Origin of the sequence: Pseudomonas baetica (assembly GCF_002813455.1) — a bacterium.
Lineage (GTDB): Bacteria > Pseudomonadota > Gammaproteobacteria > Pseudomonadales > Pseudomonadaceae > Aquipseudomonas > Aquipseudomonas baetica.
The window spans coordinates 5,609,881-5,625,453 of sequence record NZ_PHHE01000001.1; the positions used below are offsets into that span (position 1 = coordinate 5,609,881).

The following is a 15,573-nucleotide window of genomic DNA, read 5'->3' on the forward strand; positions in this document are numbered from 1 at the left end:
AAGCCCGCTCCCACAGGGTATTTGTGAACGACGCAAATCCAATGTGGGAGCCAGCCTGCTGGCGATGAGGGCCTCAGAGTTTCAACTGCCCGATTGCCTTGCTCAATTCCCCGGCCAACGTCGCCAACTCATTACTGGTGGTCGCCGAATCCACCGTCTGCTGCACCGTGTTCTCGGTCACATCGCGAATACTCACCACTGCGCGATTCATCTCCTCGGCCACCTGACTCTGCTGTTCCGCCGCCACAGCAATCTGCGTGTTGCTCTCACGCATCTGCGCCACTGCCCCAGTGATTTCCGCCAACGCCTCGCCAGCCTCCTGCGCCTGCTGCACGCAGTCGTCGGCCTTATAGGAACTCTCCTGCATGAAATCCACCGCATCGCGCGTGCCAGCCTGCAACGCCGACACCATGCTGGTGATCTCATCGGTCGAGGTCTGCACGCGCTTGGCGAGGTTGCGCACTTCATCAGCAACCACCGCAAAACCGCGACCCATCTCACCGGCCCGCGCCGCTTCAATGGCGGCGTTCAACGCCAGCAGATTGGTTTGCTCGGCGATGCTGTGGATCACGCTGACCACGCCGTTGATCTTCTGACTGTCTTCGGCCAGACGCTGGATCATCTCGGCGGTCTGCTGCACGCCGCTGGACAGCCCGGCAATCGAAAGCTGCACCCGCGCGACCACCTGCTGACCGCTGCCGGCCAGGCCGTCGGCAGTCTGTGACAAATCGCGGGTGGCGCCGGCGTGTTGGGCGATGTGGTAAACCGTGGCGGTCATTTCGTTGATCGCGGTGGCGGCCTGGTCGGTTTCGCTTTGCTGGCCGAGCATGCCGTGGCGCACTTCGTTCATGCTCGATGCCAGGCGTGCAGCGCCGACATCCAGCTGCCGTGCGGTGTTGGCGACGGTGGTGACCACGCGTTGATAGCCGGCCTGCATGGCGTTGAACGCATTGGCCATCTGCCCGACCTCATCCTTGCCGACCAGCGGGACACGGGCGCAGAGGTCGCCGCTTTTTTCAACGTGCAACATCACGTCTTTCAACGTGTTGAGCTGGCTGAGCAGGAAACGGATCAGCAGTTGTGAAGCACAGAGCATCGCCAGCATCAGGATGAACACCGCCACCGCGTAGTTGGCGAAACGCTCGCCAAACACTTGCGTCAGGCTTGGCCCATAGGCGATGATGGCGACTTTTTGGCCGTCGGCACGGCTGAACACTTCGGCGCCCATCAGCGGGTTTTCGCCGAATACTGGCAGGTGATTGATTTCGTTCCAGCCGTTGCTGTCGGTGATCTCCAGCAGCGGTTGATCGTTGAGGCGTGGGGCTTCGCCGCGTTTGAAGGTCAGCACCTGTTCAGTCTTGGGCAGCGCCTGCCCGGCCGGCCAGGCCTTGAGCAGTTGTGCCTGGGCTTGCGCCGACGCTTGTGAGGCGTGACTGCGGGCCTGCTGTTCGAGCTGTACGGCATACAGCACCAGCAGCAGGGTAGTGACGAAGGCGACCGCATTGACCGCCCAGAATTTGTATTTCAGCGAGATATTGCTAAGCCAGGCACCCATGGAGGTCTTCTCTGATAGCGGAAACAGCATTGGCAAGGTGCCAGCATTGTGCCGCTATGCAGGTCTGCAGATCTTGATATGGGTCAACAGGCAACACTGCAAACCCCCTGTGGGAGCGGGCTTGCTCGCGAAGGCGGCGTGTCAGTCGATGTTTCTTTAACTGAACCACCGCGTTCGCGAGCAAGCCCGCTCCCACAATGGGGTTTGTGTTGTGTCAGGGGAGGGGGCTCAGGTTGAAGAACGCGCGGGCACACGCGGTGGTATGCGCCGCCAGATCTTCCTCGGTTTCACCCCGATGCAGCGCCACTTCACGCAGCACTTCAGTCAGATACGCCGGTTCATTGCGCCCGTTTTTCGGCTTCGGTCGCAAGGTGCGTGGCAGCAGATAGGGCGCATCGCTTTCCAGCATCAGCCGTCCACGCTTGATTTCTTTGACCAGCGGATGCAAATGCGTGCCCCGGCGCTCGTCGCAGATCCAGCCGGTAATGCCGATGTGCAGATCCAGATCGAGGTAACTGAACAACGCCTTTTGCTCGCCGGTAAAGCAATGCACCACGGCGGCGGGCAATTGATCACGGAAGTCTTTCAGAATGTCCAGCAGGCGCTGACTGGCATCACGCTCATGCAGAAATACCGGTAATTGCAATTCGACGGCCAGCGCCAAATGTTCTTCGAGGACTTTTTCCTGTTGCGGGCGCGGCGAGAAGTCACGATTGAAGTCCAAGCCGCATTCACCCACCGCCACCACGTTCGATTCGTTGAGCAAACTGCGCAGACGTCGGGCGCTGTCTGCGTTCCAGTCGCTGGCCGAATGGGGGTGGATCCCGGCGGTGGCGAACAGTCGTTGGCCGCTCTCATCCAGTTGCTGGCATAGCTCAAGCGCCTGTTCGCTGCCCTCGACGCTGGTGCCGGTCAGCACCAGTTGGCAGACCCCGGCGGCGTAGGCGCGGTCGAGTACGGCCTGGTGTTTGTCGGCGAAACTTGGGTTGGTCAGGTTGACGCCGATATCGATGAGTTGCATGGTTGCTACCTCGGGCCGAAGGCCGGGAAGCATACCAGAGCTGTAGATTCATAAGAAAAGCCAAGAACTACAACGACTTATGATTGTCTGTTGAGGCCGCGAGACCGCTGGTGTTGGCGCAAAAGCCATCATTGTGCCAGTCTCTCGCACTTTACCAGCGCTCCAGGCGCTCTGTTTTCGTCGGTGATGTCGACCGCTCAGCGGTGATTTCGCCCCGTATTCTTTCCGGAGAGTGGATGCATCGTCCCTCGGTGTTGTTGCTGTTGTGTGGATCGCTGCTGCTGCCGATGACGGCGGTTGCGCGCCTGCCCGGGCCGCTGCAAGCCGTGCCGGCGGCGAAAGTGCGCGATCTGTCGGAGATTCGCAGCAGTCGCGTGCTGCGGGTGCTGGTCAACCAGAGCCGCAACAGCTCCGGCGAAGTCCAGGGCCAGGCCATCGGCGTCGAATATCATCGCCTGCGCGCCTTCGAGCAATACCTCAACGGTCACGCCCGTGACGGCCAGGAAATCACCCTCAAGATCATTCCCAAAGCCAAGGATCAACTGCTCGGCGCGTTGCAACGCGGCGAGGCGGATCTGGTCGCGCCTGGCGAGTTGCTGGAGCTGCAACCGGGCCATGCGGTGGCCAGCAGTTCGCCGATCGCCAGCAACGTGCCGTTGATGCTGGTCGGCATCAAGGGCGAGCGGCGCTACACCAAGGTCGAGCAACTTTCCGGGAAAACCCTCGCGTTGCCGACCGGCAGTGCAGCAGGAGAGGCGGTCAGCCAGATCAACCAGAAACTTGCCTTGCACAAACTGGCACCGATCAAGATCGAATGGGTCGATCCGACGCTGGCAGTCGAAGACGTGCTGGAAATGGTTCAGGGCGGGATCTTCCACCTGACCATCGTTGAGCAACCGATTGCTGAGCGCTGGGGCAAGATCCTGCCGAAGCTGCGCTTCGATCGGCAAGTGATGATCAGCGAGCCGGGCGAGGAATATTGGTTTGTGCGCCGCGATGCCTCGATGCTGCGGGCGAGCATCGATCGCTTCCTGACCGGGTACAAGAAACCCTCGAACGAAGACGCGGCGTTTCTGCGCATTTATCGGCGTCTCTATCAAGTTCACTATCCATTGGCCAAGGCCGACCGTCAGCGCCTGGAGAAACTACGCCCGACCCTGCAAAAACACGCCCAGGCGCAAAACATGGACTGGCTGAACCTGGCCGCGCTGGCGTTCAAGGAATCGGCCCTGCAACCCAATGCGCGCAGCGGCAGTGGCCCGACCGGTTTGATGCAGATCACCCCGTCCGCCGCGCAACGGGTCGGCGTCAACAATATCCAGAATCTCGATGCGAATGTGCAGGCCGGGGCCAAGTACCTGGCGATGATCCGCCGCAAATTCTTCAATAGCCCCAAGCTCAATGAGCGCGAACGCATGGCCTTCACGCTGGCGGCCTACAACATCGGCCCGGAGCGGGTGCAAGGTATGCGCGCCGAAGCCCGGCGCCGTGGGCTGAATCCCAATCAGTGGTTCTTTCAGGTTGAGCGCATCGCCATGGAGCAGGTGGGAATGGGCGCCGTCAGCTATGTTAATAGCGTGAACAAGTATTACTTGGCGTTCGACCGGGAGCGGGAGTCGTTGGAGCCCGGTGGACAGAAAGTTGTCTCACGCAAATGATCAGATAAATTGATTGTTATAGCGGGATTTTTGCGCTTTTAACATGAGAATAACTGATTAATATGGCGGCCAACCACACACACTTCTCGCAAAACAAGGAATGCACCATGAGCTCTCTGATCAACAAGGTACTGTTCACCCGCGCCGGTTACGGTCTGACCATCCTGCGCATTGCTGTCGGCGTGATCTTCGCCGCCCACGGCTCGCAGAAGCTCTTCGGCCTGTTCGGCGGTTACGGTCTGGCCGGCACCGCGCAGTACATGGAAAGCCTGGGACTGACACCGGGGTATCTGATGGCCACACTGGCCGGCGGCATCGAGTTCTTCGCCGGTCTGGCCTTGATCATCGGCCTGCTGGTGCGCCCGGCAGCATTGGGTTTGACCGTCCTGTCGCTGGTGGCGATCTTCACCGTGCACATCAGCAACGGCCTGTTCATGGCCAACAACGGTTACGAGTTCGCCTTGGCTTTGCTCGGTGGCAGCCTAGCGGTGCTGATCGAAGGCGCCGGCAAACTTTCGGTGGACCGCGCCATCGCCGGTTGACCGCTCTGGCTCAAGCAAAGGCCCGCATTGTCGGGCCTTTTTTGTTGGCGCTGATTCTTGACACTGATCGGTCACGTTCTCTAGGATGTTGCTCATGCGCCGATTTAAACAGCTACTTGCGGGGCGCCAGGTGACTTCAACAGTTGCCGTCAGAAGCCGGAACAGGGCTTCGAAATACCGCTAAAGCGCTGGTTCGGTGTTGCCTCTCACCTGCCATGCAGACTTTTGAGGCAGAGACACGACACGATGAATGCACTACGCCCTCCAGCACGTCCCGCGCCGATCACGGCACATATCACCCAGCGCAACCCGAAAATCCTGCTTGGCGGCAAACATCAGCCGACGCTATTGCGTTATCTGGATGGCTGGCCACGTCGCAGCGGTGGTCCTGCTGCGTTCCTGATTCAGTTTGTCGAAGATGGCGAGTCACTGGCGCGGTTTGCCAATGACAGTTTTGACCTGGCCGTGATTCAGGCACCGAGCGCGGAAGATGCGCCGGAAATGATCAAACAACTGACCCGCGTGGCGCGCCAAGGCTTGATCACTCGCCGCTGATACGGTTTACGGATAGTCGATGGCGACGATGTAAACGAATTGCTCACCGGTTGGCGTCTGCACCCGCACTTCGGCGTCCAGCGCCTTGCCGATCAAGGCCCGGGCCAGTGGCGAATCAATGCTGATCAGACCCAGTTTCAGATCCAGTTCATCCGGGCCGACGATGCGGTAGCGCGATTGCTTGCCGTCTTCGTCTTCGATGGTCACCCACGCACCGAAGTAGACCTTGTTCGGATCGCTGGGTTTTTCGCTGACAACCTTGAGCGCTTCCAGGCGTTTGGTGAGAAAGCGCACACGGCTGTCGATCTCGCGCAGCATCTTTTTGCCGTAGGTGTACTCGGCGTTTTCCGAGCGATCACCTTGCGCCGCCGCCTCGCTGACCGACTGCGTCACCTGCGGGCGACGCACATGCCACAGCTCATGGAATTCGGCACGCATCCGCGCTTCACCTTCAGGGGTGATCAGCGCGGTGCCGGCGGTGCGGGGAGGGCGATAACGGCTCATGGCAACTTCTTGTGAGAGAGACGACTGAAGTCTATCAACCCTCGCGCAACACTGTCAGCGGACTTGCGTTGAGCGCCCGGCGCGTGCCGAACACACCGGCACCACCGATCAGTGCAGCGCCAAGCAGCGGCAGCACCAGCAGCCACGGATGCGGATGCCACGGCAGATCGAAGGCGTAGCGATACAGCACCAGACTCACCACTTCCGAACCGATGGCCGCCAGCAAACCGCTGACCGCACCGAGCAGGCCGAACTCGATTCGCCGCGCCTTGATCAGCAACTGCCGCTCCGCACCCAGCGCACGCAACAGCGCGCCTTGGCGAATGCGTTCATCCAGGGTTGCCTGCAAGCCGGAGAACAGCACGGCCATGCCCGCCGCCAAAACAAACAACAACACATATTCTACGGCCAGGGTGACCTGGGCGAGGATGCTGCGCAGTTGCTCAAGCAGCGCTTCGACCTGCAGGATGGTCACCGCCGGAAAGGCGCGCGACAACTCGACGATCTGCTGGTCGTGACCCGGGGCCAGATAGAAACTGGTCAGGTAGGTCGCCGGCAAGTCCTTCAGGGTGCCCGGCTGGAAGATCATGAAGAAGTTTGGCTGGAAGTTGTCCCAGTTGATCTCGCGCAGGCTGGTGACTTTGGCTTCACGGTTGACTCCGCCGACGCTGAACACCATGTGATCGCCGAGTTTGAGTTTCAGGCTCTCGGCGACTTTGCCTTCCACCGACACACCCGGGATTTCGTCCGACGGTTGCTCGCTCCACCACACGCCGGAAGTGAGTTTATTGCCAGCGGGCAAGTCAGCGGCCCAAGTCAGGCTCAGGTCGCGTTGCACCGCGCGGTCACCGGCGGAATCCTTGCTGACGATTTGCTGCACGGGGTCGCCGTTGATGCTGATCAACCGGCCCGGCACCACTGGATACAACGGCGCCGCTTGCGCCGAGACTTTGATCAGGTGATCGGTGAAGGCCTGTTTGTCCGCCGGCAGGATGTTCAGAGCAAAGTAGTTCGGCGCGTTTTTCGGCAACTGGTTCTGCCAGGTATCCAGCAGTTCACCACGCAGCAGCGCGATCAATGCCATCGACAGCAGGATCAGCCCAAATGCCAATGATTGGCCGGCAGCCGCCAACGGATGGCGCAACAATTGGCCGAGGCCAAGGCGCCACGGCAGCGACGCACGGGCCAGCAGGCGGCGCAAACTGTTCAGCAGCAACAGCAGCAGTCCGCCAAGGATGACGGCTGCGACGACTCCGCCGCCGAGCAGGGCGAACGTCAGCAGCAGATCAAGACTTAGACGCCACATGATCAGACCGAGGGCGCCTAATGCGGCGCCATAAACCATCCAGGTGCTCGATGGAATGGGCAGCATGTCACGGCGCAGCACACGCAGCGGTGGGACACGACCCAGCGCGGCGAGCGGCGGCAGGGCGAAGCCTGCCAGTGCCACCAGTCCGGTGCCAATTCCGGCGATCGCCGGGAACAGGCCACCCGGCGGGACATCGCTTGGCAGCAGGTCATGCAACAACGCAAACAAACCCAACTGCGCCAGCCAGCCAAGCAGCGCGCCGCTGAGACTGGCGAGCAGGCCCAGTACGGTCAACTGCACACTGAACAGCAGCATGGTTTCCTGGCGTGACAAACCGAGGCAGCGCAGCAGGGCGCTGGCATCGAAACGGCGGCTGGCGAAGCGGTTGGCTGACAGCGCCACAGCCACCCCGGCCAACAACACCGCGACCAGACTGGCCATGTTCAGATAACGCTCGGCCTTGCCCAGCGCACCGCCAATCTGCCGGTTGCCGTCGCGAGCGTCTTGAATGCGCTGATTCGCCGCCAGTCCCGGTTTGATCAGTTGCCGATAGGTTTCCAGCGCTTGTGCTTCGCCGCGCCACAGCTCTCGATAGCTCACCCGGCTGCCGGGTTGCACCACTCCAGTGGCAGCGAGGTCATCGAGGTTGATCATGACCCGTGGCGTCAGGCTATAAAAGTTGCCGGCACGATCCGGCTCATAGGTCAGCACCCGCGCCAGCTTCAGGGTTTTCATGCCGACATCGATGCTGTCGCCGATTTTCAGATCCAGTGCGGAGAGCAGGCGTGCCTCGACCCAGGCTTCGCCCGGTTGCGGTTCGCCGCCGGTTTCTTCAGTGGCGAAAGGTGCGGGTGCACTCTTCAGTTCGCCGCGTAAGGGATAGGCGCGGTCAACCGCTTTGATACTCGACAACTGTATGCCGTTGTCGGTGGCGATGACGCTGGAGAACTCCACCACTTGCGCATGATTCAGGCGCAATTCGGTGCCGCTCCTGATCTGTTCCTCACGGGCCGGCGAGCTGCCTTCCAGCACCAGATCGGCGCCGAGAAACTCGGTGGCGCGCAACATCATTGCGCCGTTGAGACGGGCGCCGAAGTAGCCGATGGCAGTGCTTGCCGCCACCGCCACAACCAATGCAAAGAACAGCACCCGCAGTTCCCCGGCGCGGGCATCGCGCAGCAGTTGGCGAATGGCGAGGCTGAACAGGCGCAACAGCGGCAAGCGTGCCATCAAGGCTCCAGAGGGGCGACCAACAGCCCGGCTTCAAGACGGATCAGGCGCCGGCAGCGATGGGCCAGGCGTTCGTCGTGGGTCACCAGCACCAGGGTGGTGCCGCGTTCCTTGTTCAATTCGAACAGCAAGTCGCTGATGCGCTCGCCGGTGTGGCTGTCGAGGTTGCCGGTGGGTTCGTCGGCGAACAACACATCAGGTTCGGCGGCAAATGCCCGGGCAATCGCTACGCGTTGTTGTTCGCCACCGGAGAGCTGACGCGGTGAATGCGTCAGGCGCTGGCCGAGGCCGACCCGTTGCAGCAATTGGGTGGCACGCTCGCGGGCGTCTTTGCGGCCATCGAGTTCCAGCGGCAGCATGACGTTTTCCAGCGCGTTGAGGCTGTCGAGCAATTGGAACGATTGGAAGACGAAACCGACATGTTCGGCACGGATGCGCGCACGCTGGTCTTCGTCAAGATTGCTCAGGCCTTGGCCGGCGAGGGTGACTTCGCCGCTGCTCGGCAGGTCGAGGCCGGCGAGCAGGCCGAGCAGGGTGGATTTGCCGGAACCGGACGCGCCGACGATAGCGAGGCTGTCGCCCTTGTTCAGTTCCAGGCTGAGTTCGTGCAGGATAGTCAGTTCACCTTCCGCGCTGGGAACCACTTTGCTGAGGTTCTTCGCGGTGAGAATGCTTGCGCCCATGGAGAATCCGATGCGTGTGTGGTTTTTGAGTGCTGGCCTGGCCTTGATGTGCATGGCCCAGAACGCAGCGGCGGGTACTGTCCTGATCGTTGGCGATAGTATCAGCGCCGGTTTCGGACTGGATACCCGCTTGGGATGGGTATCGCTGCTCGAACAACGGCTCAAACAGGAGGGTTTCGACGATAAAGTGGTCAACGCCTCCATCAGTGGCGACACCAGTGCCGGAGGCCAGGCGCGCCTGCCGGCGCTGCTTGCAGAGCATAAGCCTGAGCTGGTCATCCTCGAATTGGGAGGCAATGACGGCCTGCGCGGAATGCCGCCAGCTCAATTGCAACAAAACCTTGCGGCGATGATCGACAGCTCCCGCGAAACGGGGGCCAAGGTGTTGTTGCTCGGCATGCAATTGCCGCCCAACTACGGCAAGCGTTACACCGATGCTTTCGCCGAGGTCTACGGCAAGCTCGCCGACGATAAAAAGATCCCGCTGGTGCCGTTTTTCCTCGACGGCGTGGGCGGCCATCCGGACTTGATGCAGGCCGATGGTCTGCACCCGGCGGCAGGGGCTCAGGGCAAGTTGCTGGAAAATGTCTGGCCGACGCTAAAACCGCTGTTATGAGGCTTTTCTAGTGGCAGGCTTTCGGCTAATGTGGCGCCCCCTTATTTGGAGCCCCCGATGCCGCGTTCTGCCTGGTCCCTGTTTGCCTACCAACTGATCGAGCCTGACGAGCAGCTGGATCTGTTCGCCTGCCAGGAAGTGCGGGTGCATCTGGTGACCCGTCAACTCGAATTGGGCGGCTCGGCCGACCGCACCCTGTGCGGCAGTCTGCTGCCGGCGCAGCCGCGCTGGTCGAGCGTGGATCGCCGGGTGTTTCAGGATCAGCGCCTGTGCTCGTTGTGCCGGGCGATTCTGGAGTCGCAGAAGCGTGGGACTTCGCCGATCTGGCCGGAACTGCGTTTCGAGCTCTGACTTTGTGGGAGCGGGCTTGCTCGCGAATGCGGTATTTCAGTCGCAGTAATGTTGACTGACACGGCCCCTTCGCGAGCAAGTCGAATCGTCGCACCGCCGCTCCCACCCAAAGCACCTTGCATCGCCTGTTGCAGGGTGAGCTCCCCGAATTCCCGAGGCGCGGTGTACAATCGCGCTCTTATACCCTTGTTGATCATGCGAAGGATTTTCCGGATGTTGCCGCGCTTTCCTGCCGTCACCCGCTGCCTGTCACTTGCCGCCCTGTGTGTGGCCGGTCCCGTTGCTGCATTGGAGTTTCCCCTGCCACCACCCGGTGAAGACATCATCGGCCAGGTGCAGGTGATCAAAGCCAGGTACGAAGACACCTTCGCCGACCTGGGCACAAAGTACGATCTGGGTTATTCGGAAATGGTCGCGGCCAACCCGGGCGTCGATGCCTGGTTGCCGGGCGCCGGTACCGAAATCGTCTTGCCGACGCGTTTCATCCTGCCGCCGGGCCCGCGTGAAGGCATCGTCATCAACCTTGCCGAATACCGCCTCTACTACTTCCCGAAAGGCCGGAACGTGGTGTACACCTTCCCGCTGGGTATCGGTCGTGAGGGCTGGGGTTCGCCAATCGCGCACACCTCGATCATTGCCAAAACGCCGAACCCGACCTGGACGCCTCCGGCGTCGATCAAGGCCGAACACGCCGCTGACGGTGATCCGCTGCCAAACGTGGTGCCGGCCGGTCCCGACAACCCGCTGGGCCCGTTCAAGTTCACTCTCGGTACACCGGGCTACCTGATCCATGGTTCGAACAAGAAGTTCGGCATCGGCATGCGCACCAGCCACGGCTGCTTCCGCATGTTCAACAACAACGTGCTGGAAATGGCCAGCATGGTGCCGGTCGGTACCTCGGTGCGCATCCTCAATGATGCTTACAAGTTCGGGCGCAGCGGCGGCAAGGTCTATCTGGAAGCGCACACGCCGATCGACGACAAGGGCAACCCGTCGGTGGTCGACAAGCACACCGCTGTGATCAACGCGATGCTCAAGCGTGAAGACGTCACCAACAACCTGCGAATGAACTGGGATGTGGTGCGTGACGTGGTCGCGGCAGAAGATGGCTTGCCAACGGAAATCGGCACGCCGAATACCTCGGCGCCGATTGTCTCGAGCGCACCGATCGACTTGCAGCAGTAAGGTCTGATCCAGAACCCGCCGATGCGTGAAGCATCGGCGGGTTTTTTAATGCCCGGACAAAAGCTTCAGGCACAAAAAAGCCGACCCGAAAAACGGGTCGGCTTGATAACAATCCCGAGGGATTATTACTTGCGGCTAGCTTTGTCCAGCATGCGCAGAGCACGCTCGTTAGCTTCGTCAGCAGTCTGTTGTGCTTTTTGAGCAGCAGCCAGAGCTTCATCAGCTTTACGGTAAGCTTCGTCTGCACGAGCCTGGGAGCGAGCAGCTGCGTCTTCAGTAGCGGTCAGACGTGCTTCGGTTTCTTTCGATGCGCTGCTGCAACCGGTAGCCAGAACTGCGGCCAGAGCCAGAGCAGAGAATTTCAGAACGTTGTTCATCGTGTTCCCCTTCAAGGACTTTCAATTAAGTGGCTGTCTCCTCCGATTGAGGAAATAGCCGGCGTACATACTACCCATTACTTGTAGTAAGTAAACTGACGTAGAGCAAGAAGCAAAAAAAATTGTAGGCGTTGATTCTTTTTCGAGCAACTTTTAACTGAGCTGTTTAAAAAATATCCAGCTACAAGCCCCGAGCTGAGCGAGTTATTGAGAAAAAGTTCCCGTTGCCGCGCACTGTTTTGCAGCGGTGGGGAAAGTCTGTCTAGATGAATTTGTCCATACTTTCATACGGATTCTGCGGACGGCTTCGCTTATCTTTGTCCATGTTGAGGTGACTTTAAAAAAGGTGGCACGTCTTAAGTCTCAACATCCGGCAATGTTCAGGTAAGCGGCCCGGGATTATCTTCTCCCAAGCCATCCCTGCGTCTATCGGAGCAACCCGCCTCAACCCCCTTGATGACGAGCGCACCTTGAGCATTTTCGCCAATGGTGCCTACTATTTATCAGGTGCTCGGTTGCGCGAGATCGGTGTGGCTCTTCTCGGTGTCCATCAGGCACAGGGTGGCGTAGATGTTCCTTCGCCGGAAAAACATCGGTAAGGTAGGGGTCAGAATTCAAGACCCGCAAGGAGTAGTGATGAGCGAGGCGTTGTCCATCCACCATGACCAGGCTGGTCATCAGTTCGAGACCAGTGTGGACGGTCATCGTGCCTACCTGACATACATGGATCTGGGAAAGCAGACCCTGGATATCTATCGCACGTTTGTGCCCAACGCCCTGCGCGGCCGAGGCATTGCGGCGGCGCTGACCGAAAGCGCGCTGCAATACGCTGAAGAAATGGGTTACACGGTGATCCCGTCGTGCTCTTACGTCGAGCGCTACATGGAGCGTCATCAGCGGCGTGCCGCCAAGATCTGAACAGCACACACAAAAACGCCGGGCAATGCCCGGCGTTTTTTTATGCCTGTAAAACGCGTATCAGCTGCGCTGGCGTTTTGGCAGAACATCCTTGAGCTTGGCGTGCATGCTGCGCAGGGTGTTCTCGGTGGCGGACCAGTCGATGCAGGCATCGGTGATCGACACGCCGTATTGCAGGTCGGCGAGGTCTTTGGGGATCGCCTGGCAGCCCCAGTTCAAGTGGCTTTCGACCATCAGGCCGATGATCGACTGGTTGCCTTCGAGGATCTGGTTGGCGACGTTCTCCATCACCAGCGGTTGCAGGGCCGGGTCTTTGTTGGAGTTGGCGTGGCTGCAATCGACCATGATGTTCGGCTTGATCTTCGCCTTGTTCAACGCCTGCTCGCAGAGGGCAACGCTGACCGAATCGTAGTTCGGTTTGCCGTTGCCCCCGCGCAGCACCACGTGACCGTAGGCATTGCCTTTGGTGGTGACGATGGACACGCCACCTTCCTGGTTGATCCCCAGGAAACGGTGCGGGCTGGACACCGACTGCAGCGCGTTGATCGCTACAGTCAGGCCACCGTCGGTGCCGTTCTTGAAACCAACGGCCGAAGACAGGCCGGAAGCCATTTCACGGTGAGTCTGGGATTCGGTGGTACGCGCGCCGATGGCCGACCAGCTGATCAGGTCCTGCAGATACTGCGGGGAGATCGGGTCGAGGGCCTCGGTGGCGGTTGGCAGGCCTTTCTCGGCCAGATCCAGCAACAACTGGCGACCGATGTGCAGACCGTCCTGAATCTTGAACGAGTCGTCCAGATACGGATCGTTGATCAGGCCTTTCCAGCCGACAGTCGTGCGCGGCTTTTCGAAATACACGCGCATGACCAGATACAAGGTATCGGAGACTTCCGCGGCCAGCACTTTCAAGCGTTCGGCGTATTCGTGGGCAGCCTTGATGTCGTGGATCGAGCACGGGCCGATCACTACGAACAGACGGTGGTCGGTGCCATCAAGAATGTTGCGAATGACTTCGCGGCCCTTGGTGACGGTGCGCAGGGCGGCGTCGCTCAGAGGGATATCACGCTTGAGCTGATCGGGAGTGATCAGGGTCTCGTTAGAGGCGACGTTTAGGTCGTTGATCGGTAAATCAGCCATCGTTTACTCGTCAGGTCACGGGTGCCGGCCGCCATCCCCCGCGCGGCGGAGCACAGCAGATTTAAGCGCGTCGGGGAGCGGAACCTTAGCGCGTCGGGCGCTGCTCGACAATGGGCAAACGCCGCTTTAATCCAGCACTGGCTGGGCAAAAGCCTTGCGAACGCTGTCTTGGGAGAACTCGTCGGCGTGCTGCTCGACCCATTGCAGGGCCAGCGCCTGATTATCCTGCAGGTCATTGTGGGTGTCGTTCATGCGGCAGTAGCGTTCGATCTGACACACTTGCTCACCCATTCGCGCGCTGAACAGGGTTTGTTCATCCGTGAAGGCGATCCCCACGAGATAGCCTTTTTTACGGCGCAAACACCACGCCACATAGCCCGGATAGCAGATATCGGCGTTGAGCGTCGGCAGGCGCACTTGTAGCGCTGTGCCATGGCGCCAGGCACGGTGGTAATTGCAAGCGATGCCGCCGAGGCTGATAGTGTGCAGCTGTTGCCTGGAAATGCACTCAGGCTTGAGCAAGGTTAATTCAACCGGCACTTCGTCCGGATGAGGAATAAAACGTCCCATGAGCACAGACTCCCTGTGTCGGCCATTTGACATTGTTTCCCCCAGTATAGTGGTCGAATCCGAGCTGACCGATTTCGACGCCGACCAGCGGCTGTTGGCGATGGCAGGCGTTTCGCTGGTGATTTTCACCAGTGTCGGCTGCGCCAGTTGCCGCTATGCCCGCGAGGTATTGCCCGGTCTCGACCTGGCGGTGGATCGCCTGTGCTGGATCGACGCCGGCGACAGCGGCGGCCTGGTGGAGCGTTATCAGGTCTTTCATTTGCCGGCGCTGTTTGTCGTGCGCGACGGCGAGTTCTTTGGCGCGTTGCACACGCGCCTGACAGCCGATGCGCTGAACGCGGCAGTGGCGCAGGCATTGGGTCGAATTGCAGAGGAGTTGCCATAAATGGGGACAATCAACAAACCGGTCGTGGGGATCATCGGCACTGGCGCCATCGGCGGGTTCTACGGATTGATGCTGGCGCGCGCTGGCTTCGATGTGCACTTTCTGTTGCGCAGTGAGTTTTCGGCAGTGGCCGAGCGCGGTTTGCAGGTCAACAGTGCGGTACATGGCCCGCTGACGCTGCACCCGGTGCAGGCCTATTCGGTGGCTGAAGACATGCCCAAGTGTGACTGGCTGCTGGTCGGCGCCAAGACCACCAGTTCGGCAGGTCTCGCTCCGGCGATCATTCAAGCGGCCAGGCCCGATGCGAAAGTGCTGGTGCTGCAAAACGGTCTGGACGTCGAGGACAGTTTGCGTGAGTTGCTGCCTGAATCCCTGCATGTGTTGGGTGGTTTGTGTCTGGTCTGCGTGCATCGCGACGGGCCGGGGCAGATTACCCACCAGGCCCTCGGCTCAGTAAACGTCGGTTATCACAGCGGCCCGGCAGTCGGTGACGCGGCGCGCATGGCGTTGGTCGAAGAGGGCGCCGGACTATTCCGCGCCGCGGGTATCGACTCCCAGGCAATGCCCAATCTGCAGCAGGCGCGCTGGCAGAAACTGGTCTGGAACATTCCCTACAACGGTCTCTCGGTGCTGCTCGGCGCAAGCACTACGCCCCTGATGGCTGACGTCGACAGTCGCGCATTGATTCAGGCGATGATGGCCGAAGTGGTACAGGGCGCGCGGGCTTGCGGTCACGAGATCCCGCCCGGTTATGCCGAATACCTGTTCATGATGACCGAGAAAATGCCCGACTACTGGCCGAGCATGTACCACGATTTTCAGCACAAGCGACCGCTGGAACTGCAAGCGATCTATGCGCGTCCATTGGCAGCGGCGAACGCGGCGGGGTGTGAACTGCCGCGCATCGAAGCGCTGTATCGAACACTGAGTTTTATCGACCGACGTAACACTTGAGTCGGTTTTATGGGGAAGGCAGG

At 60.2% G+C, this 15,573-nt stretch carries 17 protein-coding genes; 9 read left to right on the forward strand and 8 right to left on the reverse strand.

Annotation, left to right across the window (positions count from 1 at the left end):
* Nucleotides 1–73 precede the first annotated feature (73 nt).
* Entirely contained in the window at nt 74–1,555 is a 1,482-nt protein-coding gene (locus ATI02_RS25940) for a methyl-accepting chemotaxis protein (RefSeq protein WP_100847760.1), read from the reverse strand.
* A gap of 214 nt (nt 1,556–1,769) precedes the next feature.
* Nucleotides 1,770–2,576 carry a TatD family hydrolase gene (locus ATI02_RS25945; RefSeq protein WP_100847761.1) on the reverse strand — a complete coding sequence of 269 codons (807 nt, stop codon included), beginning with the start codon at nt 2,574–2,576 and terminating at the stop codon, nt 1,770–1,772.
* A gap of 236 nt (nt 2,577–2,812) precedes the next feature.
* On the opposite strand from ATI02_RS25945, the gene ATI02_RS25950 reads away from it, so the two are divergent.
* The 3 genes from ATI02_RS25950 (at nt 2,813) to ATI02_RS25960 (ending at nt 5,331) form a co-directional block, all read left to right on the forward strand.
* Nucleotides 2,813–4,234, forward strand: a complete 1,422-nt coding sequence (locus ATI02_RS25950; RefSeq protein WP_095189189.1) for an MltF family protein — start codon at nt 2,813–2,815, stop codon at nt 4,232–4,234.
* A 107-nt stretch (nt 4,235–4,341) separates the two neighbouring features.
* Nucleotides 4,342–4,776, forward strand: a complete 435-nt coding sequence (locus ATI02_RS25955) for a DoxX family protein (protein ID WP_095189188.1) — start codon at nt 4,342–4,344, stop codon at nt 4,774–4,776.
* A gap of 246 nt (nt 4,777–5,022) precedes the next feature.
* The gene (locus ATI02_RS25960) at nt 5,023–5,331 is read left to right on the forward strand and encodes a hypothetical protein (protein WP_100847762.1); all 309 of its coding nucleotides are present in this window, start codon (nt 5,023–5,025) and stop codon (nt 5,329–5,331) included.
* A 6-nt stretch (nt 5,332–5,337) separates the two neighbouring features.
* Here the strand turns inward: ATI02_RS25960 and greB are convergent, their stop codons facing one another.
* From greB to ATI02_RS25975, 3 genes are read right to left on the reverse strand one after another with little or no spacing between them, the layout of a single operon-like run.
* Nucleotides 5,338–5,835 (reverse strand): transcription elongation factor GreB, encoded by a 498-nt coding sequence (greB, locus tag ATI02_RS25965; RefSeq protein ID WP_003226818.1) that lies wholly within the window; start codon nt 5,833–5,835, stop codon nt 5,338–5,340.
* Nucleotides 5,836–5,869: 34 nt separating this feature from the next.
* Entirely contained in the window at nt 5,870–8,374 is a 2,505-nt protein-coding gene (locus tag ATI02_RS25970; RefSeq protein WP_100847763.1) for an ABC transporter permease, read from the reverse strand.
* Entirely contained in the window at nt 8,374–9,057 is a 684-nt protein-coding gene (locus ATI02_RS25975) for an ABC transporter ATP-binding protein (RefSeq protein WP_016770883.1), read from the reverse strand. The genes ATI02_RS25970 and ATI02_RS25975 overlap by 1 nt, the downstream gene beginning before the upstream one ends.
* 10 nt (nt 9,058–9,067) lie before the next feature.
* On the opposite strand from ATI02_RS25975, the gene ATI02_RS25980 reads away from it, so the two are divergent.
* From ATI02_RS25980 to ATI02_RS25990, 3 genes are all read left to right on the forward strand, one after another.
* Nucleotides 9,068–9,673, forward strand: a complete 606-nt coding sequence (locus ATI02_RS25980) for an arylesterase (RefSeq protein WP_167394895.1) — start codon at nt 9,068–9,070, stop codon at nt 9,671–9,673.
* A gap of 57 nt (nt 9,674–9,730) precedes the next feature.
* Entirely contained in the window at nt 9,731–10,024 is a 294-nt protein-coding gene (locus ATI02_RS25985) for a hypothetical protein (RefSeq protein ID WP_007955656.1), read from the forward strand.
* Between the two features lie 213 nt (nt 10,025–10,237).
* Nucleotides 10,238–11,209 (forward strand): L,D-transpeptidase family protein, encoded by a 972-nt coding sequence (locus ATI02_RS25990; protein WP_100847764.1) that lies wholly within the window; start codon nt 10,238–10,240, stop codon nt 11,207–11,209.
* Between the two features lie 125 nt (nt 11,210–11,334).
* On the opposite strand, the gene oprI is transcribed toward ATI02_RS25990, so the two are convergent.
* On the reverse strand, nt 11,335–11,586 hold the full coding sequence (gene oprI / locus ATI02_RS25995) for an outer membrane lipoprotein OprI (RefSeq protein WP_003199355.1): 252 nt from the start codon (nt 11,584–11,586) through the stop codon (nt 11,335–11,337).
* 636 nt (nt 11,587–12,222) lie between these two features.
* Between oprI and ATI02_RS26000 the strand changes: the two genes are divergently transcribed.
* Nucleotides 12,223–12,504 (forward strand): GNAT family N-acetyltransferase, encoded by a 282-nt coding sequence (locus ATI02_RS26000; RefSeq protein ID WP_095189182.1) that lies wholly within the window; start codon nt 12,223–12,225, stop codon nt 12,502–12,504.
* 60 nt (nt 12,505–12,564) lie between these two features.
* On the opposite strand, the gene ATI02_RS26005 is transcribed toward ATI02_RS26000, so the two are convergent.
* Nucleotides 12,565–13,641: a 3-deoxy-7-phosphoheptulonate synthase gene (locus ATI02_RS26005; protein ID WP_042560279.1), complete on the reverse strand. Its 1,077-nt coding sequence runs from the start codon at nt 13,639–13,641 to the stop codon at nt 12,565–12,567.
* 126 nt (nt 13,642–13,767) lie between these two features.
* On the reverse strand, nt 13,768–14,211 hold the full coding sequence (locus ATI02_RS26010) for a PilZ domain-containing protein (protein ID WP_095189181.1): 444 nt from the start codon (nt 14,209–14,211) through the stop codon (nt 13,768–13,770).
* On the opposite strand from ATI02_RS26010, the gene ATI02_RS26015 reads away from it, so the two are divergent.
* Entirely contained in the window at nt 14,210–14,596 is a 387-nt protein-coding gene (locus ATI02_RS26015; protein ID WP_095189180.1) for a thioredoxin family protein, read from the forward strand. The genes ATI02_RS26010 and ATI02_RS26015 overlap by 2 nt on opposite strands.
* A complete protein-coding gene (locus ATI02_RS26020; RefSeq protein WP_100847765.1) occupies nt 14,597–15,550 on the forward strand; it encodes a putative 2-dehydropantoate 2-reductase in 954 nt (317 codons plus the stop codon). It begins immediately after the preceding gene.
* The last annotated feature ends 23 nt before the right edge of the window (nt 15,551–15,573 follow it).

Excerpts from the sequence above, each read along its gene's own strand:
- ATI02_RS25940 (WP_100847760.1), bottom strand. The coding sequence starts at position 1,555 with ATGGGTGCCTGGCTTAGCAATATCTCGCTGAAATACAAATTCTGGGCG.
- ATI02_RS25945 (WP_100847761.1), bottom strand. The coding sequence starts at position 2,576 with ATGCAACTCATCGATATCGGCGTCAACCTGACCAACCCAAGTTTCGCC.
- ATI02_RS25950 (WP_095189189.1), top strand. The coding sequence starts at position 2,813 with ATGCATCGTCCCTCGGTGTTGTTGCTGTTGTGTGGATCGCTGCTGCTG.
- ATI02_RS25955 (WP_095189188.1), top strand. The coding sequence starts at position 4,342 with ATGAGCTCTCTGATCAACAAGGTACTGTTCACCCGCGCCGGTTACGGT.
- ATI02_RS25960 (WP_100847762.1), top strand. The coding sequence starts at position 5,023 with ATGAATGCACTACGCCCTCCAGCACGTCCCGCGCCGATCACGGCACAT.
- greB (WP_003226818.1), bottom strand. The coding sequence starts at position 5,835 with ATGAGCCGTTATCGCCCTCCCCGCACCGCCGGCACCGCGCTGATCACC.
- ATI02_RS25970 (WP_100847763.1), bottom strand. The coding sequence starts at position 8,374 with ATGGCACGCTTGCCGCTGTTGCGCCTGTTCAGCCTCGCCATTCGCCAA.
- ATI02_RS25975 (WP_016770883.1), bottom strand. The coding sequence starts at position 9,057 with ATGGGCGCAAGCATTCTCACCGCGAAGAACCTCAGCAAAGTGGTTCCC.
- ATI02_RS25980 (WP_167394895.1), top strand. The coding sequence starts at position 9,068 with ATGCGTGTGTGGTTTTTGAGTGCTGGCCTGGCCTTGATGTGCATGGCC.
- ATI02_RS25985 (WP_007955656.1), top strand. The coding sequence starts at position 9,731 with ATGCCGCGTTCTGCCTGGTCCCTGTTTGCCTACCAACTGATCGAGCCT.
- ATI02_RS25990 (WP_100847764.1), top strand. The coding sequence starts at position 10,238 with ATGTTGCCGCGCTTTCCTGCCGTCACCCGCTGCCTGTCACTTGCCGCC.
- oprI (WP_003199355.1), bottom strand. The coding sequence starts at position 11,586 with ATGAACAACGTTCTGAAATTCTCTGCTCTGGCTCTGGCCGCAGTTCTG.
- ATI02_RS26000 (WP_095189182.1), top strand. The coding sequence starts at position 12,223 with ATGAGCGAGGCGTTGTCCATCCACCATGACCAGGCTGGTCATCAGTTC.
- ATI02_RS26005 (WP_042560279.1), bottom strand. The coding sequence starts at position 13,641 with ATGGCTGATTTACCGATCAACGACCTAAACGTCGCCTCTAACGAGACC.
- ATI02_RS26015 (WP_095189180.1), top strand. The coding sequence starts at position 14,210 with ATGAGCACAGACTCCCTGTGTCGGCCATTTGACATTGTTTCCCCCAGT.
- ATI02_RS26010 (WP_095189181.1), bottom strand. The coding sequence starts at position 14,211 with ATGGGACGTTTTATTCCTCATCCGGACGAAGTGCCGGTTGAATTAACC.
- ATI02_RS26020 (WP_100847765.1), top strand. The coding sequence starts at position 14,597 with ATGGGGACAATCAACAAACCGGTCGTGGGGATCATCGGCACTGGCGCC.